The following is a 20371-nucleotide window of genomic DNA, read 5'->3' as shown; positions in this document are numbered from 1 at the left end:
TCAGACGGCCTAAATATTTATTTTTTCTTTTTAAATGCTATTTCGGTCAAACCCAATTCCTGTGCTTTTTTGCGGACTGCGGATTCGGGCATTTCGCGTGCCAGGCGGCTGGTGCAGTATTCGGTCATGGTGGTGGCGCAGGCTTTGAAGTTGCCGGTAAAGTCGCTGGCGGCACTTAAAAATGGGATGAGGCGGCCGGCCATGATTTCTTCGGCCGGTGCGTCTGTTTGGGCAGATACGCGTCCGGACTCGACCGCCGAGAAAATTTGTTCGGTAAAGCGTCGGGCGAAGTTTTCTTCTGTTTGGCAGTCTTGGAATGCGGTGTTTTCGTGTTGGCAGACAAGGGTAACTTCGCCTTGAGCTTCTTGCAGCGGTTCGGCCAAATCGAGTTTGAGGGTTTGCTTGTCGGTTTGCAGCCAGGCGGTGCGGCCTTGGGTTTTGATGATTTTGCCGTAAACGCCGATGGCATCGTTTTTAGGGATGTTTTTCTGTTCGGCAAGTTGCTGGGCCGAGAATAAGGGGGCTTGTTCGGCAAATGCGCCGCCGGTTTCGTGTTTGAAGTAGGCGGCGAGGTCTTGTTTGATGAGGGCTTGGGTCAGCAGTTTTTCACCTTCGGTCAGGCGGTGTGCGAAGCCGTGTGTTTTGGGGGCGGATGCGGCATCCGTGGTGGTCTTGGTGTCCGGTGTGCAGGCGCTCAGGAGTAAAAGCAGGGGAAGGATGTATTTCATGGTTGGTCTCTCAACAGGCCGTCTGAACCTATGGTTTCAAACGGTCAGCATTGTTTATCGATAACGATAAACCCGGCGGGGATAAACGGGATAGGCCGGGTAATTGCGGACGGGTTCACTGTCTTGATAGATGACGGTCGTCCCGGGCGGGGCGTTGATGGTCACGGTTTTGTTGACAGTGGTTTGCGAGTGGACGGGCAGGTCTAAGACGGCGGCGCGCCCATACGGAGTCTCAGTATAGACGCACGCACTTAGAAAGAGGGAGATGCTCAGGGCCAATGCCTTCATGTTTCAGACGGCCTTATTTGAGCAGGTTTTTCAAGGCCAGGCGTACGCCTTCGCCGACTTCCGTGCCTTTGGGAATGCCTTTGGTGGCGGCTTTGGCTTCGCGTTCATTGTAGCCAAGGGCAAGCAGGGTGTTGATGATGTCTTGGCTTTCGTCGGCAACGGCATCAGGGGCAAACAGGCCGTCTGAAACGGTATGGGATACGAGTTTGCCGCGTAGTTCCAACACCATGCGTTCGGCGGTTTTCTTGCCGATGCCGGGGGCGGAGGAGAGGCGTTTCACGTCTTCTTCGGCGATGGCTTGCGCCAGCTCGTCGGCATTCATGGCCGATAAAATACCCAATGCAGTTTTGGCACCGATGCCGCTGACTTTGACCAGTTGACGGAAGGTGGCGCGTTCCTCGGCTGAGGCGAAACCAAACAGCAAATGCGCGTCTTCGCGGACGACAAGCTGGGTGTAGAGATGGACGGTTTCGCCAACGGGGGGCAGGTTGTAGAAAGTCTGCATGGAAACATCGGCTTCATAACCGACGCCGTTGACGTCGATAACGACCTGCGGCGGATTTTTCTCAATCAATTTTCCTGTGAGCCTGCTGATCATGGTGTTCCCCTGTGATTAAAAAAGGCCGTCTGAAACCTTACAATCGGGTTTCAGACGGCCTTGTATTGTATCAAACTTCAGCGCTAACGCGGACGAAATCAGATGGCGGACACCAGATTCAGATGACGGGCGCGTTCGCCTGCTTCGGCGGCACGTTCTTGGCTGCTGAACGGCCCCATTTTGACAACGTATTCGTAGTTGCGTTTTTCCAGCATGACTTTGCTGTCTGACGGCAGGCTTTGTGCGGCTTGGTTCAAATAAGCTTGTGCTTCGCGTTGGGTACCGAAGGATTTCAAATCAACAAAAAATTCTTTGTTGTTTGGGGAAACAATGGTTTGAGCGGCGGTTTGGCCGGGGATGATTTGCTCAACTTTGACATTGGCCGTGCCTTGGTTGATGAAACCCAATTGTTGGGCGGCGGCGCGGGAAACATCGATGACGCGGTTGCCGTGGAAAGGACCGCGGTCGTTGACACGGACGATGACGCTTTTGCCGTTTTGCATATTGGTCACACGTGCGTAGCTGGGAATAGGGAGGGTTTTGTGGGCGGCGGAGAGGGAGTTCATATTGTAACGCTCGCCGCTGGAAGTTTTACGGCCGTGGAATTGGTTGCCGTACCATGAGGCTTTGCCGGTTTGGCTGAAAGAGGAAACTTGGGTCAGCGGCGTGTAGCGTTTGCCGGCAACTTTGTAACTGCGGTTGGCAGAAGGATGCAGTTTTTCGACTCGGACTACGCTGTCGGCAACGGCGGCATTGATGGAAAGGACGCCGATGGTGGCGGCGGCTAAGGAAAGGAGGGTTTTTTTGGTAAAAGTCAAAACGGGTTCCGTTCTTGAGTTGATAACGCAGCGGTTTCAGACGGCCTGTTATACGCCGCCGGCAAAACCGTTTTGTCGCCATGCTTCAAACAGAATAACGGCGACGGTATTGGAAAGATTCATGCTCCTGCTGCCGGGCATCATCGGCAGGCGGATTTTTTGTCCGGCAGGCAGGCTGTCGAGAATTTCGGCAGGCAGGCCGCGCGTTTCGGGACCAAACAGCAACACGTCGCCTTCGCGGAAGGAAACTTCGTCGGGGCGGGTAGAGCCTTTGGTGGTCAGCGCGAAAATACGGCGGCCTTCAAGGGCCTTGAGGCAATCATCGAAATTCTCATGTACCGTCAGTTTGGCAAACTCGTGATAATCCAAACCCGCGCGTTTCATTTTGGACGAATCCAGCGGAAACCCAAGCGGCTTGACCAAGTGCAAATCGGCACCGGTATTGGCGCACAGGCGGATGATATTGCCCGTATTGGGCGGGATTTCAGGTTGGTACAAAACTATGGTAAACATATAAATCAATCACTTATAGAGTGGCATAATGCCGAAATGTTCCATGGGTGTCAAAAACTTTAAGCTATTTTTTCATTGGCGGCCGTGCCAAAGACCAACAACAAATCCGGCCTGCGCCTGATTTTTTCAGCGTTTTCGCCAATTCGTTTAAAGTCGAGCCGGTGGTGAAGACATCATCAATTAACAGAATATTACACGCCTTCGGCAATTCGGCTTTGATTTTAAATGCATTCTTGATATTTCGCCGACGTTCGTCGCTTTTCAGCGTACTTTGCGGCTCGCCATGCCGTCTGAAAACCGCGTGGCGCGGCAGCAGCGTCCAGCCGTAGCGTTTTGCCAAAATATCCGTCAACACCTCGCTTTGGTTGAATCCGCGCTTGAGCCGCCGCTCTTTGCTCAAAGGCATGGGCAGGACGAAATCGAAGTGTTCCGTCGTCAGCCAGTCCGGTGCGTTTTGGTTCATCAAATCCGCCAACGGACGGCTCATGCCCAAATCCGCTAAGTGTTTCAGTTCGCGTATCATGCTGCTGACGGGTGGTTCGTAATACAGCGAGGCCCACATTCTATCAAATGCGGGCGGCTTTTTCTGACAACTGCCGCACACTGTCCCGCCCGCGACATGGCGGAAACACAAAGGGCAGCTTTGTGCCGCGTCGATAAAATATTCCGTCAAATCGTTTGCGCAGCCTCGGCAAAGGCCGTCTGAAACGGAATCGTGGCATAATACGCAACGTCGCGCATTGAGCTGTTTCAAGCTGCGCCACCAAGAAAGAACATTCATGCCACACTCCGCCAAAAAAGTTTATCTGATACACGGTTGGGCGGCGAACCGCCATGTATTCGACGATTTGATACCGCGCCTGCCTGCCGATTGGGATGTCCGCGCGCTTGATTTGCCCGGACACGGCGATGCGCCTTTTGCCGAACCGTTTGATATTGCCGCCGTTGCCGAAGCCTTCGCCGGACAAATCGACACGCCGGCACACATTCTCGGCTGGTCGCTGGGCGGACTGGTTGCCCTGTATCTGACCGCGCTTTATCCCGACAAAATCCAATCGCTCTGCCTGACGGCAAGTTTTGCCCGATTGACTGCCGACACGGATTATCCCGAAGGCTTGGCGCAACCCGCCTTGGGCAAGATGGTCGGCGCATTCCAGCAGGATTATGCCAAACATATTAAACAGTTTCTACAACTGCAACTGCTGCACACGCCGCATTCAGGCGAAATCTTAAACCGGGTATTGCCCGATTTGGCGTGCTGCGGCACGCCTTCTGCCTTACAGGCCGCGCTTGAAGCCGTCAACCATGCCGACGCGCGTCCGTTGTTGCCGCTTATTCAAACGCCGTCATTGCTGGTGTTTGGACAGAAAGACGCGATCACGCCGCCGCGCATGGGCGAATATTTGCACCGCCATTTGAGCGACAGCGAGCTGATCCTTATCGACAAAGCCGCACACGCGCCCTTTTTAAGCCATGCCGACGAATTTGCCGAAATCTACCGCAATTTTGTCGAAAAGGCCGTCTGAAACAGCCTTAAACCATAAAAACATTGCCGGGCAAAGCCCGCTGACACGACCCACCATGACCGAACAAGACAAACGCTGGCAGATTCACCGCCATCTCGCCCAAGACACCGACGAGCGCCTGCAACTGGTCCGCAATGCACCCAAACGCATCATGCTGATTGGTGCCGATGCCGACATCAGCCGCAGCCTGCTGGCCGCGCGTTATCCCGACGCCGTGTTTGAAGAATACGATCCGAATGCCGATTTTTTGAAAACCGCCGCCGCCACGCGCAAAGGTGGTTTCTGGCAGAAGCTGACCGGCAAAACCATCCCGCAGCATTGCCAAGCCCTGACCGCGCCGTTGCCCGAAGCATCCGCCGATATGTTGTGGGCCAACCTCAGCCTCAGCCGCGCCGATGATATTTTGCCGGTATTGAAAAACTGGGCCGCTGCTTTGAAAACCGACGGATTATTGTTTTTCACACACTTTGGCCGCGACAGCCTGACCGAGCTGACAGGCCGTCTGAACCATGAAGGCATCGAATGCGAAGCGCCCACGTTGATTGATATGCACGATTTGGGCGATATGCTCGCCGACAACGGCTTTTACGATCCGGTAACCGATACGGCCAAGCTTGAGCTGAGCTATAAAAAAGCCGGGACGTTTTGGCAGGACATGGAAACCTTGGGATTATGGAACGCGTTGAAGTTCAGCAATCCGCAAGCGGCCAAGGAATGTGTGGATAAGATTTTTGCCAACGAAGGCCGTCTGAACATCACGCTTGAAACCGTGTACGGCCATGCCGTGAAGAAATTGGTGTTGCCTCAAGGGGAGAATGTGGTGCAGTTTTTCCCGAAACGGTAGGGCTAGTTTGGTTGCTGTTTCCGGTAGGGTTTACGCCGCGATTGTGTGTTGTCGAATGCGGTTTGGCGTTTGTATCGATTGCCTGCGCTGATTAATATGTATGAAAAAGGCCGTCTGAAAAGTTTTCAGACGGCTTTTTGTTTGATTCCAAATTAAGCCTGTTTGGCCGCCCATTCGGCCGGAGTGGCGGCAACGGAAATAGACAGCGCGTGCAATTCGTTGCTTTCGAGTTGCGGCTTGAGGCCGTCTTTAATCAGGCGGTGGCGGGCGAGGCGGGCTTTGCCTTCAAATGAGGAGGAAACGATTACGGCGAAGAAGTGATGGCCGTCGCCTTCGACTTCGACGTGTTCGCAAGGGGTAACGCCTTCAATCAGGGTTTTGACTTGTTCGGGTAAAAGCATGAGGGTTCCTTGGGAAATGGTTTGTTTGTAAAACAGGCATTATACCGAATCTTGATAAAAACAGGCCGTCTGAAAAACCAAACTTCGGGTTTCAGACGGCCTCGACCTTTGGAAGCGTCAAATGCTTATTCGTACACTTTCAGCAGCTCGACTTCAAAAATCAAAGTCGCGTGCGGAGGAATCACGCCGCCGGCACCGTGTGCGCCGTAGCCCATTTCGGAAGGAATGGTCAGCTTGCGTTTGCCGCCTTCTTTCATGCCGCCGAAGCCTTCGTCCCAACCTTTAATCACTTGGCCGACGCCCAGGGTGATGGTCAGCGGTTGACGGCGGTCGAGGCTGGAGTCGAATTTGGTACCGTCTTCCAACCAGCCGGTGTAATGTACGGTGATTTCTTTGCCTTTGACGGCTTCTTTGCCGTGGCCTTCTTGCAAGTCTTCAATAATCAGGCTCATGATGTTCCTTTCGGATGTATGGTGAAAATCGGCTCAAGATTACCATATTGTGTGGAATCGTGAAACAAAGGCGCCCATATGGCCGGCAACAAAAAGGCCGTCTGAAACGGATTTTCAGACGGCCTTGTTTTATGCTAACCCTTATTTGTTGTCAGGTTGGGATTTGACATCGTGGGAGATGGGCAGCTCAGGCATGGTTCGGGCAGACTCCGGAACATTGCCGGAGAGGGCTTTCAAGAAGGCAACGATGTTTTCAGTGTCTTCCGGAGCCAGGGTTTTACCCAATTGCGCTTTCGCCATGATGTTGACGGCTTTATCCAGTTCCCAAACGCTGCCGTTGTGGAAGTATGGGTAGGTGCGCTCAACGTTTCTCAAGCCGGGAACGCGGAAGAAGAATTCGTCTTCGGCTTTTTTGGTTACGTCCGCACGGCCTTTGTCGTGTTTAGGATCGTCGATGTGTTTCCAGTAAGGACCGTCCACCAAACCGAATTTTTGGAACATGGTACCGCCCAAGTTGACACCACTGTGGCAGGACATACAGCCGTTGTCCATAAATGCGCGTACGCCTTTGCGTTCTTGTTCGCTCAGGGCCGATACGTTGCCTTTGAGGTAGTCGTCCCAACGGGTCGGGGTCAGCAGGGTGCGTTCAAATGCGCCCAATGCGGCGGTGATGTTTTTGAAGGAAACCGCGCCGTCTTCAGGGAATGCGGCTTTGAATTTCTCTTGGTATTCGGGAATGCCGGCGATTTTGGCGGCGGCATCGGCTTCGGTCGCGTTGGCCATTTCAACCGGGTTGAGCAATGGGCCGCCGGCTTGTTCTTCCACATCGGCGGCACGGCCATCCCAGAATTGGCTGCCCAACAAGGCGGCATTCAGGGCAGTCGGGGGGTTACGGGCGCCGAATTGGCTTTTGTGGCCCGCGCTGGTCGGCATGTTGTCCACGCCGGCCGTTGCCAAGTTGTGGCAGGAGTTACAGCTGACAGTGTTACCTTTGGACAGGCGGGTTTCGTACCAAAGTTGTTGGCCGAGTTTGACCTGCTCTTCGGTAAACGGACGGATTTTTTGCATTTCGGCCGCATCAGGCAAAGGTTTGAACACGGCTTGCGCGCGTTCCAACAGGGCTTTGTCTTCGGCAGAAACATCGGCGGAATTTTGAGGGGCTGAAACGGCGGCGGTGCTTGCGACAGCATCGGCAGTGCTCGCGGCAGAAGCCGCTTGAGGGGTTTCGGTTGTTTGAGCCGTTTTCTCGCCGCAGGCGGTCAGCGCGGCAGAAACGGCCAAAGCCAAAGCGATTTGGTGGAGTTTTAAACGTGGCATAGGAGGGTTCCTTTGTTATGCGTTTGTTATGTCATGGATTGCTGATTGCACCAGCAATATGCCAACTATAAAAGATAAGGCGGTTTTAATTTTTGTTGTAAATCAACCTTTTAAATTTGATAAATTCTGAAAATATCACTGATAGGGAAATTTATACTATGGAACTTTTTTATTATTTATTTACAATTGCTTAGATAAATTAAGGCCGTCTGAAAAAATAAAATTCAGACGGCCTTATTCAGACGGCCTTTTAGTTTTTATTGATTACGTCCGTTATTTTATTTTAAAAAATCTTAATAAATATGGGGTTATTAAAAAATAAAAATAATTTGCGTTATTAAGCATAAAGCGTTATAAATGCGTTAACAAATGAACATTTCACTTTAGAGTTTTTTATGCTGATTGCTTTATTGATTATGCTGCGCGAGGGCATCGAAGCCGCCCTGATCGTCGGCATTGTTGCCAGTTTTTTGAAACAGTCGGGACACAGCGAGCTGATGCCGAAGGTTTGGCTGGGCGTGTTTTTGGCTTCGGTCATGTGTTTGGGTATTGGTTACGGCATTCATTCCGCTACCGGCGAGATTCCGCAAAAAGAACAGGAATTGGTGGTCGGCGCCATCGGCCTGGTGGCTGTGGCGATGCTGACGTACATGATTTTGTGGATGAAGAAGGCCGCGCGTTCGATGAAACAGCATCTTCAGGATTCTGTTCAGTCGGCCTTAAACCGCGGCAGCGGCCAGGGTTGGGCCTTGGTCGGCATGGCGTTTTTGGCTGTGGCGCGCGAAGGTTTGGAGAGTGTGTTTTTCCTGCTGGCCGTGTTCCAGCAAAGCCCGACGTGGTCTATGCCGATAGGCGCGGTATTGGGGCTGTTGGTGGCGGTTGTCATCGGTACGCTGATTTATCAGGGCGGTATGCGCCTGAACTTGGCGAAGTTTTTCCGTTGGACGGGCGCGTTTTTGATTGTGGTGGCGGCCGGTCTGCTGGCCGGTTCGTTTCGCGCGCTGCATGAGGCCGGCGTATGGAATGTGATGCAGGATATTGCTTTCGACACATCGAAATATTTGCATGAAGACAGCCCTTTAGGCGTGCTGCTCGGCGGTTTCTTCGGCTATACCGACCACCCAACCGAAGGCGAAGTCCTGATTTGGCTGCTGTATCTGGTTCCCGTCATGATTTGGTTTTTGCGCGGCAGTGCGCCAGCAAAAACGTTAACTAAATAAAAAGGAATGAAAATGAAAAAATTCAATCTGACTGCTTTGTCCGTAATGTTGGCTCTGGGTTTGACCGCGTGTCAGCCGCCTGAAGCCGAAAAAGCCGCGCCTGCCGCTTCAGGCGCATCCGCTGCCGCTAATGCCGACGGTTCGGTCAATATCGGCGTGAACGATACTGCTTGTGAACCAATGGAATTGACCGTCCCCAGCGGCCAAGTCGTGTTCAACATTAAAAACGACAGCGGCCGCAAGCTGGAATGGGAAATCTTGAAAGGCGTGATGGTGGTGGACGAGCGTGAAAACATCGCCCCGGGTTTATCCGACAAAATGACCGTTACCCTACTGCCGGGCGAATACGAAATGACTTGCGGCCTGTTGACCAATCCGCGCGGTAAGCTGATTGTTACCGACAGCGGCTTCAAAGACACTGCCAACGAAGCGGATTTGGAAAAACTGTCCCAACCGCTCGCCGACTATAAAGCTTACGTTCAAGGCGAGGTTAAAGAGCTGGTGGCGAAAACCAAAACCTTTACCGAAGCCGTTAAAGCCGGCGACATTGAAAAGGCCAAATCCCTGTTTGCCGCCACCCGCGTCCATTACGAACGTATCGAACCGATTGCCGAGCTTTTCAGCGAACTCGACCCCGTCATCGATGCGCGTGAAGACGACTTCAAAGACGGTGCGAAAGATGCCGGATTTACCGGCTTCCACCGTATCGAACACGCCCTTTGGGTAGAAAAAGACGTATCCGGCGTGAAGGAAATTGCAGCCAAACTGATGACCGATGTCGAAGCACTGCAAAAAGAAATCGACGCATTGGCATTCCCTCCGGGTAAGGTGGTCGGCGGCGCGTCCGAACTGATTGAAGAAGTGGCCGGCAGCAAAATCAGCGGCGAAGAAGACCGTTACAGCCATACCGACTTGAGCGACTTCCAAGCCAATGTGGAAGGCTCCAAAAAAATCGTTGATTTGTTCCGTCCGCTGATCGAAGCCAAAGACAAAGCGTTGTTGGAAAAAACCGATGCCAACTTCAAACAGGTTGAAGACATTTTGGCGAAATACAAAAAACAAGACGGCTTCGAGCTGTACGACAAACTGAGCGAAGAAGACCGCAAAGCCCTGCAGGCGCCGATTAATGCCTTGGCAGAAGACTTGGCCAAACTGCGCGGCATTTTGGGTTTGAAATAAGATGACGCGTTTTCAGACGGCCTTTGGATATTGAAAGGCCGTCTGAATCTTATTGTCGCCCACACAAAATATGCTTGAAAACCAACCTTACTTCACACGATTGCAATCTTTCCGTTCCCTGCCAAGGAGCAGACCATGAGCCAAAACAAACAACCGGCACAACCCGAAAAACGAACCCTTTTCAAAACTGCCCTTGCCGCCGGTGCCATCGGCGTTGCCGGTTATTTTGCCGGTAAAAAACAAGGCGAAGCCGCCGCCGAGACCCAAAACAACCAACATTCCGAGCTGGCCTATCCGTGTTATGGCGAGCATCAGGCAGGTATCGTCACGCCACACCAGCTCTTCGGCATCATGTGTGCCTTTGACGTTACCGCCAAAGACGCCAAACAACTTGAAAACCTGTTCCGCGCCCTGACCGCCCGCATCGAATTCCTCACCCAAGGCGGCGAATACCAAGACGGCGACGACAAGCTCCCGCCTGCGGGCAGCGGCATCCTCGGCAAACAATTCCGCCCCGACGGATTGACGGTTACCGTCGGCGTCGGCAGCAGCCTCTTTGACGACCGCTTCGGCCTCAAAGACAAAAAGCCGAAACACCTGCAGGAAATGCGCGACTTCCCCAACGACAAACTCCAAAAATCTTGGTGCGACGGCGACCTCAGCCTGCAAATTTGCGCATTCTCCCCCGAAACCTGCCAAGCCGCCCTGCGCGATATCATCAAAAACACCGCCCAGTTTGCCGTGATCCGTTGGAGCATAGACGGTTGGCTCCCTAAAGCCGAACCCGGCGCCATTGCCGCGCGCAATCTTTTAGGTTTCCGCGACGGCTCAGGCAATCCCAAAGTCGAAGATCCCAAAGTCGCCGATCAAGTCCTGTGGACGGGCGTTGCCGCCAACAGCTTGGACGAACCGGCATGGGCGAAAAACGGCAGCTATCAGGCCGTCCGCCTCATCCGCCACTTTGTCGAGTTTTGGGACCGCACCCCGATGCAGGAACAAACCGATATTTTCGGCCGGCGCAAATACAGCGGCGCGCCCATGGACGGTAAAAAAGAGGGCGACACCGCCGATTTCGCCAAAGACCCCGACGGCAAAATCACGCCCAAAGACAGCCATATGCGCCTTGCCAATCCGCGCGATCCGGAGTTCATGAAAAAACACCTGCTCTACCGCCGCGCCTTCAACTACTCGCGCGGCCTCGCCGCCAACGGCCAGCTCGACGTCGGCCTGATTTTCATCTGCTATCAGGCCAACCTGGCCGACGGCTTCATCTTCGTGCAAAACCTGCTTAACGGCGAGCCGCTGGAGGAATACATCAGCCCGTTTGGCGGCGGCTATTTCTTCGTCCTGCCGGGTGTCGAAAAAGGCAGCTTCCTCGGCAAAGAACTTTTGGGCGTATAAATCCGCCGATGGTTTGAATAGATAAAAAGGCCGTCTGAAACCTGATTTCCAGATTTCAGACGGCCTTTTTAGTTAAGAAAGCATCATTCCACGTGATTGGGATTGCACGATTTGTTTTTGTTGCTCCTCATATTCAATTCGTTGTGCCGTTTGCTGAATTTGGCTCAGGCTTTCCTCTACCGGCGTCTTAGCCGCTTCCCACATATCTACAGAAGCCATTATTAATCCGGGGGCTCTGTGTCCGACCGAGACTTTCCCATTATCGTTAATATTGAATAAAGACACGTCCTGCATATTGTTTTCATAGTATGCGGAGGTTAATGACATAGCAATTTTATCTACATCATTTTTATCATAGGCAATATTTTTCTTATCACAGAAGTCAGTAAAAGCCTGTTTACACTGATGGAAGATGGCCTGGGCAGTTTTAGGCATATCGTTGATTTTTAGAATATCCCCATCGATGCTAACCTGTGCGTATTGATGCCCTTGTTCGCGTTGATTTTCAGTTAAAATGTATCGTTGGGTAAAAGTTCTCTCAGGCATTAGCTTGTGTACATTTTCCATTAACTCATCGATATTTTTTCCTGCAGGATAACGGGAAATGGTATTCGGGATCTTTTCAAATTCGGGAATATTGCCCAATACTTTGGTTGCCGCTTTTTTGGAAGTATTAATCGTACCGATTTTCTGGCCGTTCCTGTATAAATCTTTGCTGTGAGTGGAATAAACGTTGCTGGCATTTAATGCGGCATAGACGAAATCGATGCAGCTTCGGCTGTTCCAGTTGTAGATATCTGAATTAAAACTATATTTTTTTGGATTTTTTCCAAAATTTTCTAAGGTTTTATACTGCGCTTCTGTAATAGCTACCGTTTTTCGATATACTTGCTTGCTATAAACTTTATGTTCATCTTTTTGAACCTCGCCTGGCTTGTCAGGAGAAGTCCAGCTAAACTTTTCAGAACCGTGTGGTGGTGCAAAACCGTAGGCCTTGATTGTTTGACCACCATCTTCGCTAATACCGTAGAAAACATGACCTGGATCAGAGGTTAGTTGCTTGCCATTCTCCATCCAAGGTTTTCCGTTTTTCAACAGAGGTGTACCTGCGCCTGCCACATAAATTGTCAGGGTGTATTTCTTTTGATTGTTCATCATTTTTCCTTTGATCAGAATTTCAGAATTAAATTATTTATGATACGGTTGGGTATTGACGGACACAGACAGACGGAGCTTTGGATAATTAGGGAATTTTTGCAGCGGTCTGATTTTAAGTCTGTAATAACCTCCTTTTTCCTGTATCAGAAACCAAGCCATTGCATTTTTTCGGATACTGAATTCTTCTCCATTAAATGTGCGAGATGAGAGCGCAGTATTTTCATCAGCAACAAATTGAGTTTGGTTATTCTTGAATCTAACGGCATTCATATAATCATTATTAATTTTTGGTAATTCAGCATAATGAATAAAATTATTACTCAGACTTATTTGAGTTTCTTTCTGGTTTTTATCTAAATGAGTTAGAGAAGTTTCAAAATTTAGCAATTTATTTTCAATTAAATAATCATTCATATCCACTCCCTTTTCAATATCGTAATATTTTTTATCTTCAAATGGAAACATTGCCATAATATAGACCGCATAGTTCGTTTCGAGGGCTTTTGGCTTTTTTTTCAATTTGAAATAAAACACCTGCTCCTTCTTCGGGTCGATAATCAAAGGCTGTTCGAACGGCACCTCGTATACAGGATGTCCATTAATTTCTTTCGGTACGTCTTTATATGGATCGCCATATTGGGAACAGGCACTTAAAAAAGTTACAAAAAAACCTAAAAAAGCTAGTGTATATTTTTTTGTTTTGTTCATTATTTTTCCTTTATATTTTCGGTTGATAGTAAAAAATATGATTAAGTATATACCATTAAAGTTTTAAATATCTTAATTTGTGAAAGGCCGTCTGAAACCTGATTTCAGACGGCCTGAGTTTTTTCTATCAAACCAAATGTTCCGCCAAGAAAGCCAATGCGTATTCGACGGCTTGCCCCCTTACTGCTTCGCGGTCGCCTGGGAATAGTACGGTTTGCTCAAACGAGCCTTCGGGCGTGGCCAGGCCGAACCAGACTGTACCGACCGGTTTGGCCGCGCTGCCGCCGCTAGGACCGGCGATGCCGGAAATACTCAAGGCGTAATCTGCCTGCGCCACGGCTTTTGCGCCGCGTGCCATTTCATAGACGGTCTCGCGGCTAACCGCGCCGTGTTTCAGCAAGGTGTCGGGCATGACGCCGAGGCGGTCTTGTTTGGCTTGGTTGCTGTATGTGACGAAGCTTTGGTGAAACCACTGCGAGCTGCCGGGAATGGAAGTCAGCTCACCTGCAAGCAGGCCGCCGGTGCAGGACTCGGCGCAGGTAACGGTTTGACGGCGGTTGGTCAGGTGTTCGGCGATGGTTTGCAGGTGGGACATGGCGGCTCCTTAGGGAAAAGGGTAAAACCGGGCAGGCGCTTGGCCCGCCGGATTTCAGACGGCCTGAAAGCTGAAATCAGACTTTCGGCTGAATGAGGTGGACATCACATTGTGGGAATGGGATGTTGATGTTGGCGGCACGCAGGTTTTCAACCACTTGCTCGTTCAGGGCGAATCGGAACGGGCCGAGATTTTCTTCTTGCGTCCACGCCCAAAGGGTGATTTCGATGGCGCTGTCGCCAAGGTTGGTAATGTATACGACGGCAGGTCGTTCTTCGGTTTGAACACATAATGGATGCTCGGTTGCCGCTCTCAATACGGCGGCTTTGGCGGCTTTCAAGTCGCAGGCGTAATCGACGCCGACAACGACTTGAGCTCGGCACAGGGGCAGGGAGGAGCGGTTGGTGATGCTGTTGGTCATGACCACGCTGTTGGGCAGGACGACTTCTTCGTTGTCAGGTGTGCTTAAAGAGGTCTGTACCATTTTGATTTCGCGGACGATGCCTTCAAAGCCGTTGACGCGGATAAAGTCGCCGACTTTAAATGGGCGGAACAGGATAATCAGCGCGCCGGCGGCGAAGTTGGACAGTTGGTCTTTCAAAGACAAAGCCACGGCCAAGCCTGCGCCACCGATCAAGGCAGTAACGGAAGTGGTCGGGATGCCGAGTTTGCCCAGTGCGGCGATGATGACGAGGATCAGCAGGCCGATATTGGCGACGTTGCCGAGGAAGCTGACCAGCGTTTTATCGACTTTGGCGCGTGTCAGCGCGGCTTTCATCAGTGTTACTAAGCGCGTGGCGATCCAGCGGCCGATAAAGAAGATGGCCAAGGCGGCCAGCAGGTTCATGCCGAAAGACATGCCGGTTTGGGCGAGTTGTTCCCAGCCGGAGAAGGAGGAGAGGACTTGAAGATCGAAATTCATAATTGTGTGTGCGTGTGAAGTTGTTTAAAAGGTCATTGTAAAACAAGGCCGTCTGAAAAACTAATGATTTGTTTTTTCAGACGGCCTTGATGTGTTTTTAAGTTTTTCGGTTTAACGTAAAACGGTTTTGCTCCAACGGCTCACCCATTGTTTTTGTTTGGTGTTGATGTCGGCGCGGTTGGGGGAATCGCTGTGTTTCGGGGTTTGGGCAAACTCGAATACTTTGGGCAGCGGCGTGTTTTTGACTGCTGGATAGACCCACATTTCGGCAGGCAGGGCTTTTTGCACTTCACCGCTTTGCAGCCAGCTCACCAGTTTGGCCGCCAGTTCGGGTTGTTTTGCGCCTTTCAAAACGGCCGCGCCTTCAACTTGGCGGAATGTGCCGCCTTTGAGGAAGAGGTTGCCGGTGGGCGGGGTGCTGTATTTGCCTTTGGAGTAGTGGACTTCGGCCGCCGGGCTGGTGGCATAGCTGACCACGAGGGGATAGGCGCCGCCGTTTTGGGTAAAGTCGGTGTAGTAGGCTTCGCTCCAACCTTTGGCGACTTTCACGCCGTTTTGGCGCATTTGCGCCCACCATTTGAACGCGCCTTCTTCACCCATGCCGCCGATGTTGGCCAAGAGGAAGGAGAGGCCAGGCGAGGATGTGGCGGGAGACGGAGTCACCAGAAGGTTTTTATATTCCGGTTTGGTCAGGTCTTGCAGGGTTTGCGGCAGGGGCAGTTTTTTCTGTTCAAACCATTTTTTGTCGTAGTTGATGGCGACATAGGCGTAATCGACGGCCAGCGCATCGGGCAGGGAAGCGGTTACGGGCGCGGATTTGGGTTGGCTGGCGGCGAGGATGCCGGCGGCTTTGGCTTTGCCGATGTTGGCGTTGTCCAAACCGTAAACCGCATCGGCAATCGGGTTGGCCTTGCTCAAAATCAGCTTGTTGAGCATTTCGTTGCCGCTGCCTGCCTTGATGACGGACACTTTGGCATCGTTGGCTTTTTCAAATTGTGCGATGACGGATTGGGGCAGGCTGAAGGATTTGTGCACGGCCAAACGCACTTCGGTTTGGGCGTATAGGTTTGCCGAAGCCAGCAACAGGGCTAGGGCGGACAATTTCAGTTTCATTCTCTTTCCTTTGTGCGGGTAAAATACGAAATATCATAACAAAATCTGCATATCAAGGCACGATATGAATCATTCCCCCATTTGGCTGTTTGACCTCGACAACACTTTGCACAATGCCGAAGCCGGCATTTTCTACATCATCAACCGCGCCATGACCGAATACATGGCAGGCCGTCTGAAACTTTCCGAAGAAGCCGCCTCCCACCTGCGCCAAGATTATTGGCACCGATACGGCGCGACGCTTGCCGGTTTGCAAATTCATCATCCCGAAGTCGATATCGATGAATTTTTGCGTGAAAGTCACCCCCTTAAGCAAATTTTGGCAAAGGTGGAGGGTATGGATGGAACTGATGACGTTTTAGGCCGTCTGAAAGGGCGAAAAGCCGTATTTTCCAACGGGCCTTCGTTTTATGTCCGCGCATTGGTTGAGGCATTGGGCTTGGAAGCGCATTTTGACGGCTTGTTCGGCACGGACGACTTCGGTCTGCTCTACAAACCCAATCAGCAAGCCTATCTCAACGTCTGCCGCCTGTTGGGCGTCAAACCCGAACAGTGCATTATGGTGGACGACAGCGCCGACAATCTGCACCAAGCCAAAGCCTTGGGCATGAAGACCGTTTGGTACGGCGAAAAAGCCCATCCGTTGCCATTTGCCGACGGCATAGCGAAAGATATGCAGGGCTTGCTTGAATTTTGCACAAAACTGCCGTGAAGTTTTGAAAAATCAAGTACAATACACGGTATTGCCGACATTTAAAAACAAGGACAACATCGTGCGTAAACTCGCTTTAATTCTGACCGCCGCCGCCGTTTTGGCCGGTTGCTCTTGGGAAACCTACACCAACGAATCCGGCCGTACCGCCGTACGCCAAAAATATGCTACCGGCACACCTATCGTTTATCAGGACGGTACTTATTCTAAAAACATGAATTACAACCAGTTCCGCCCAGAGCGCCGCGCCGTCCAATCCAATCAAGCGGATCATGCTGAACACGGCGAACGCGGCCAGCACTGGCAAAAACCGCAATTTGCCAACCAACAGCCAGCAACCGAATAACAATATCCCAAGGCCGTCTGAAACGGAGTGAAAAACAATCAACACTTGTTGCCACACTTTTCAGACGGCCTCAAACAACGACAACGGAAACCGTATCATGGCTCAGACAGCTTTAAATATCGTCATCCTCGCCGCCGGCAAAGGCACGCGCATGTACTCCAAAATGCCCAAAGTGCTGCACCGCATCGGCGGCCTTCCCATGGTTGAGCGCGTTATCGACACTGCCGCCTCCCTGAATCCCCAAAACATCTGCGTCGTCATCGGCCACGGCAAAGAGCAAGTCTTGGACACCGTCAAACGCGATGTCGTTTGGGTCGAACAAACCGAACAGCTCGGTACCGGCCACGCTGTCAAAACCGCCCTGCCGCACCTTTCCGCCGAAGGCCGCACGCTGGTGTTGTACGGCGACGTTCCCCTGATTGACGCAGCCACCCTCGAAACCCTGCTTGAAGCCGCAGGCGACGAAGTCGGCCTGTTGACCGATGTGCCTAACGACCCAACAGGTTTGGGCCGCATCGTCCGCGACAGCAACGGCAGCGTAACTGCCATTGTCGAAGAAAAAGACGCCGATGCCGCCCAAAAAGCCGTGAAAGAAATCAATACCGGCATTTTGGTTTTGCCTAACGCCAAACTCGAAGCTTGGTTGAACAGCCTTTCCAGCAACAATGCCCAAGGCGAATACTATCTGACCGACCTCATCGCCAAAGCCGTTGCCGACGGTATTAAAGTTCATCCCGTCCAAGTCCGCGCCTCTTATCTGGCCGCCGGCGTGAACAACAAACTCCAACTGGCCGAACTCGAGCGTATTTTCCAAACTGAACAGGCGCAAGAATTGCTCAAAGCAGGCGTAACCCTGCGCGATCCGGCACGTTTCGATTTACGAGGCCGTCTGAAACACGGACAAGATGTCGTGATTGACGTCAACGTCGTCATCGAAGGCGAAGTCGAACTCGGCGACAACGTTGAAATCGGTGCCAACTGCGTGATCAAAAACGCCAAAATCGGTGCCAACACCAAAATCGCCCCATTCTCCCATTTTGAAGGTTGCGAAGTCGGCGAAAACAACCAAATCGGCCCATACGCCCGTTTGCGTCCGCAAGCCAAACTGGCCGACGACGTACACATTGGTAACTTCGTCGAAGTCAAAAACGCCACCATCGGCAACGGCACCAAAGCCAACCACCTCACCTACATCGGTGATGCCGAGATCGGCAGCAAAACCAACTTCGGCGCCGGCACGATTATTGCCAACTACGACGGCGTGAACAAACACAAAACCGTCATCGGCGACGAAGTGCGCATCGGTTCAAACTGCGTACTGGTTGCCCCCGTTACCCTCGGCAACAAAGTGACGACAGGCGCGGGCAGTGCGATTACCCGCAACTGCGAAGACGGCAAACTCGTCCTCGCCCGTTCGCGCCAAACCGTCATCGAAGGCTGGGTGCGTCCGGAAAAAGGCGATAAGAAGTAAGGCCGGTCTTTTATTTACTTTCAGACGGCCTTGAGAAACAACAGGCCGTCTGAAACCCAGATTTGCCGTTTCAATGAATATAAAACGGCGTTTTCCGACTGCCGCTTTCGGGAGCCGGAGCAGCAGTCATTTTCTCAAACTTTTGATACTAAGGAACTTATATGTGCGGTATCGTAGGTGCTATTCGCGCCAATCACAATGTAGTCGATTTTCTGACCGACGGTCTCAAACGCCTTGAATACCGAGGCTATGATTCGTCGGGTATTGCCGTAAACATGGACGGCAAAATCAAACGCGTCCGCCGTGTCGGCCGTGTGCAGCTGATGGAAGATGCGGCACGCGAAAAAGGCGTGTTCGGCCATATCGGCATCGGCCATACCCGTTGGGCAACCCACGGCGGTGTAACCGAGCCTAACGCCCACCCCCACATTTCCGGCGGCATGATTGCGGTTGTCCACAACGGCATCATCGAAAACTTTGAAGCCGAACGCGAACGCCTGCAAGCGTTGGGTTACACCTTCGAATCGCAAACCGATACCGAAGTCATCGCCCACAGCGTCAACCACGAATACACACAAAACGGCGGCAAACTGTTTGAAGCCGTCCAAGCCGCGACTGCCCGTTTCCACGGCGCATACGCCATTGCCGTTATCGCACAAGACAACCCTGAACAAATGGTTGTTGCGCGCATGGGCTGCCCGCTGTTGGTGGCCTTGGGCGAGCAAGAAACCTTTATCGCTTCCGACGTATCCGCCGTAATCGCCTTTACCCGCCGCATCGCTTACTTGGAAGACGGCGACATTGCCCTGCTGAACGCAAACGGTATCGAAAAACTGCTCGACAAAACCGGTGCGCAAACCGAACGCGCGATTAAAGTGTCCGAGTTGTCTTTGGCTTCTTTGGAGTTGGGTCCATACAGCCATTTCATGCAAAAAGAAATCCACGAACAGCCCCGCGCCATTGCCGATACTGCCGAAGTCTTCTTGGACGGCGGTTTCGAACCTGAAAACTTCGGCGCGAATGCACGCGAAGTATTCGACGACATCCACAGCATCAAAATCCTTGCCTGCGGTACGTCCTACTATGCCGCGCTGACTGCTAAATACTGGCTCGAATCCATCGCCAAAGTGCCGACCGACGTGGAAATCGCCAGCGAATACCGCTACCGCGACGTGATTGCCGATCCGAAACAACTGGTCATCACCATTTCCCAATCCGGCGAAACCCTAGACACCATGGAAGCCCTGAAATACGCGCAATCCTTGGGACACAAACACAGCCTGTCTATCTGTAACGTGATGGAATCCGCCCTGCCGCGTGAAAGCGAATTGGTACTGTACACACGCGCTGGTGCAGAAATCGGCGTTGCCTCTACCAAAGCGTTCACGACCCAACTGGTTGTCCTGTTCGGCCTGGCCGTTACCTTGGGCAAACAGCGCGGCCTGGTTTCCGATGAACAGGCGCGTGAATACGTCGAAGAATTGCGCCAACTGCCGGGCAGCATTCAGCACGTTCTCAATCTTGAGCCGCAAATCGCCGCTTGGGCGCAAAAATTTGCCAAGAAAACCAGCGCACTATTCTTGGGCCGCGGTATCCACTTCCCAATCGCCCTTGAAGGTGCATTGAAGCTGAAAGAGATTACCTATATCCACGCCGAAGCTTATCCTGCGGGTGAGTTGAAACACGGCCCGTTGGCCTTGGTAGACGAGAACATGCCTGTTGTCGTAATTGCTCCGAACGACAGTCTGTTGGACAAAGTGAAAGCCAACATGCAGGAAGTCGGCGCACGCGGCGGCGAACTATTCGTCTTCGCTGACCTCGACAGCAACTTCAACGCCACCGAAGGCGTGCACGTTATCCGCGCCCCACGCCACGTCGGCGTACTCTCGCCGATTGTGCACACCATCCCCGTGCAACTCCTGTCTTACCACGCCGCCCTCGCACGCGGTACAGACGTGGACAAACCGCGAAATCTGGCTAAATCGGTAACGGTTGAGTAAAGCCTAGCTTGAACGATAAAAGGTCGTCTGAAAAGTTTCAGACGACCTTAATTATTAATTA

The 20371-nt window shown here is 52.0% G+C and carries 23 protein-coding genes; 9 read left to right on the top strand and 14 right to left on the bottom strand.

Annotation, left to right across the window (positions count from 1 at the left end; all coding sequences use genetic code 11):
• Positions 1–17 precede the first annotated feature (17 nt).
• The 6 genes from O3681_RS05655 to O3681_RS05630 form a co-directional block, all read right to left on the bottom strand.
• Complete coding sequence (locus O3681_RS05655; protein WP_107848562.1) at positions 18–728, bottom strand: hypothetical protein; 711 nt, start codon at positions 726–728, stop codon at positions 18–20.
• A 54-nt stretch (positions 729–782) separates the two neighbouring features.
• A complete protein-coding gene (locus O3681_RS05650; protein ID WP_371459502.1) occupies positions 783–1016 on the bottom strand; it encodes a methionine-binding protein in 234 nt (77 codons plus the stop codon).
• Between the two features lie 13 nt (positions 1017–1029).
• Positions 1030–1614, bottom strand: a complete 585-nt coding sequence (gene ruvA / locus O3681_RS05645; protein WP_070646431.1) for a Holliday junction branch migration protein RuvA — start codon at positions 1612–1614, stop codon at positions 1030–1032.
• Positions 1615–1712: 98 nt separating this feature from the next.
• Positions 1713–2432 carry a septal ring lytic transglycosylase RlpA family protein gene (locus O3681_RS05640; RefSeq protein ID WP_371459501.1) on the bottom strand — a complete coding sequence of 240 codons (720 nt, stop codon included), beginning with the start codon at positions 2430–2432 and terminating at the stop codon, positions 1713–1715.
• 48 nt (positions 2433–2480) lie between these two features.
• A complete protein-coding gene (gene trmL / locus O3681_RS05635) occupies positions 2481–2945 on the bottom strand; it encodes a tRNA (uridine(34)/cytosine(34)/5-carboxymethylaminomethyluridine(34)-2'-O)-methyltransferase TrmL (RefSeq protein WP_371459500.1) in 465 nt (154 codons plus the stop codon).
• Positions 2946–3009: 64 nt separating this feature from the next.
• Complete coding sequence (locus tag O3681_RS05630; RefSeq protein ID WP_371459499.1) at positions 3010–3726, bottom strand: ComF family protein; 717 nt, start codon at positions 3724–3726, stop codon at positions 3010–3012.
• Between O3681_RS05630 and bioH the strand changes: the two genes are divergently transcribed.
• Entirely contained in the window at positions 3725–4471 is a 747-nt protein-coding gene (gene bioH, locus O3681_RS05625; protein WP_371459498.1) for a pimeloyl-ACP methyl ester esterase BioH, read from the top strand. The genes O3681_RS05630 and bioH overlap by 2 nt on opposite strands.
• A 55-nt stretch (positions 4472–4526) precedes the next feature.
• Entirely contained in the window at positions 4527–5315 is a 789-nt protein-coding gene (locus O3681_RS05620; protein WP_371459497.1) for a methyltransferase, read from the top strand.
• 152 nt (positions 5316–5467) lie between these two features.
• Here the strand turns inward: O3681_RS05620 and O3681_RS05615 are convergent, their stop codons facing one another.
• From O3681_RS05615 to O3681_RS05605, 3 genes are all read right to left on the bottom strand, one after another.
• The gene (locus O3681_RS05615; RefSeq protein ID WP_003686612.1) at positions 5468–5716 is read right to left on the bottom strand and encodes a BolA family protein; all 249 of its coding nucleotides are present in this window, start codon (positions 5714–5716) and stop codon (positions 5468–5470) included.
• A gap of 125 nt (positions 5717–5841) precedes the next feature.
• Complete coding sequence (locus O3681_RS05610) at positions 5842–6171, bottom strand: FKBP-type peptidyl-prolyl cis-trans isomerase (RefSeq protein WP_094192864.1); 330 nt, start codon at positions 6169–6171, stop codon at positions 5842–5844.
• 138 nt (positions 6172–6309) lie between these two features.
• Positions 6310–7485, bottom strand: coding sequence for a cytochrome-c peroxidase (locus tag O3681_RS05605; RefSeq protein WP_070765511.1), 1176 nt, complete (start codon positions 7483–7485; stop codon positions 6310–6312).
• A gap of 395 nt (positions 7486–7880) precedes the next feature.
• Between O3681_RS05605 and efeU the strand changes: the two genes are divergently transcribed.
• The 3 genes from efeU to efeB all read left to right on the top strand — a co-directional run bounded on the left by efeU (position 7881) and on the right by efeB (position 11285).
• Positions 7881–8705: an iron uptake transporter permease EfeU gene (gene efeU, locus O3681_RS05600; RefSeq protein ID WP_036492490.1), complete on the top strand. Its 825-nt coding sequence runs from the start codon at positions 7881–7883 to the stop codon at positions 8703–8705.
• A 12-nt stretch (positions 8706–8717) separates the two neighbouring features.
• Positions 8718–9884: an iron uptake system protein EfeO gene (gene efeO, locus O3681_RS05595; protein WP_049333129.1), complete on the top strand. Its 1167-nt coding sequence runs from the start codon at positions 8718–8720 to the stop codon at positions 9882–9884.
• Positions 9885–10019: 135 nt separating this feature from the next.
• A complete protein-coding gene (gene efeB / locus O3681_RS05590) occupies positions 10020–11285 on the top strand; it encodes an iron uptake transporter deferrochelatase/peroxidase subunit (RefSeq protein WP_070631554.1) in 1266 nt (421 codons plus the stop codon).
• Between the two features lie 72 nt (positions 11286–11357).
• On the opposite strand, the gene O3681_RS05585 is transcribed toward efeB, so the two are convergent.
• The 5 genes from O3681_RS05585 to O3681_RS05565 form a co-directional block, all read right to left on the bottom strand.
• Complete coding sequence (locus O3681_RS05585; RefSeq protein ID WP_371459496.1) at positions 11358–12443, bottom strand: hypothetical protein; 1086 nt, start codon at positions 12441–12443, stop codon at positions 11358–11360.
• A gap of 30 nt (positions 12444–12473) precedes the next feature.
• Positions 12474–13151 carry a hypothetical protein gene (locus O3681_RS05580; protein WP_315114119.1) on the bottom strand — a complete coding sequence of 226 codons (678 nt, stop codon included), beginning with the start codon at positions 13149–13151 and terminating at the stop codon, positions 12474–12476.
• Positions 13152–13278: 127 nt separating this feature from the next.
• A complete protein-coding gene (locus O3681_RS05575) occupies positions 13279–13746 on the bottom strand; it encodes a CinA family protein (RefSeq protein WP_371459495.1) in 468 nt (155 codons plus the stop codon).
• A 76-nt stretch (positions 13747–13822) separates the two neighbouring features.
• A complete protein-coding gene (locus tag O3681_RS05570; RefSeq protein ID WP_371459494.1) occupies positions 13823–14668 on the bottom strand; it encodes a mechanosensitive ion channel family protein in 846 nt (281 codons plus the stop codon).
• Positions 14669–14779: 111 nt separating this feature from the next.
• Positions 14780–15781 carry a thiamine ABC transporter substrate-binding protein gene (locus O3681_RS05565; RefSeq protein WP_070587829.1) on the bottom strand — a complete coding sequence of 334 codons (1002 nt, stop codon included), beginning with the start codon at positions 15779–15781 and terminating at the stop codon, positions 14780–14782.
• A gap of 64 nt (positions 15782–15845) precedes the next feature.
• On the opposite strand from O3681_RS05565, the gene O3681_RS05560 reads away from it, so the two are divergent.
• From O3681_RS05560 to glmS, 4 genes are all read left to right on the top strand, one after another.
• Positions 15846–16493 carry a pyrimidine 5'-nucleotidase gene (locus O3681_RS05560; protein ID WP_371459493.1) on the top strand — a complete coding sequence of 216 codons (648 nt, stop codon included), beginning with the start codon at positions 15846–15848 and terminating at the stop codon, positions 16491–16493.
• A 61-nt stretch (positions 16494–16554) separates the two neighbouring features.
• Complete coding sequence (locus O3681_RS05555; protein ID WP_003686634.1) at positions 16555–16839, top strand: membrane lipoprotein lipid attachment site-containing protein; 285 nt, start codon at positions 16555–16557, stop codon at positions 16837–16839.
• Positions 16840–16936: 97 nt separating this feature from the next.
• Positions 16937–18310: a bifunctional UDP-N-acetylglucosamine diphosphorylase/glucosamine-1-phosphate N-acetyltransferase GlmU gene (gene glmU / locus O3681_RS05550; RefSeq protein WP_371459492.1), complete on the top strand. Its 1374-nt coding sequence runs from the start codon at positions 16937–16939 to the stop codon at positions 18308–18310.
• A 161-nt stretch (positions 18311–18471) separates the two neighbouring features.
• The gene (gene glmS / locus O3681_RS05545) at positions 18472–20310 is read left to right on the top strand and encodes a glutamine--fructose-6-phosphate transaminase (isomerizing) (protein ID WP_371459491.1); all 1839 of its coding nucleotides are present in this window, start codon (positions 18472–18474) and stop codon (positions 20308–20310) included.
• Positions 20311–20371: the final 61 nt, after the last annotated feature.

Origin of the sequence: Neisseria sp. 27098_8_158, from assembly GCF_041433145.1 — a bacterium.
Classification (GTDB): Bacteria; Pseudomonadota; Gammaproteobacteria; order Burkholderiales; family Neisseriaceae; genus Neisseria; species Neisseria subflava_E.
This window is presented reverse-complemented; position numbering and strand designations above follow the sequence as displayed.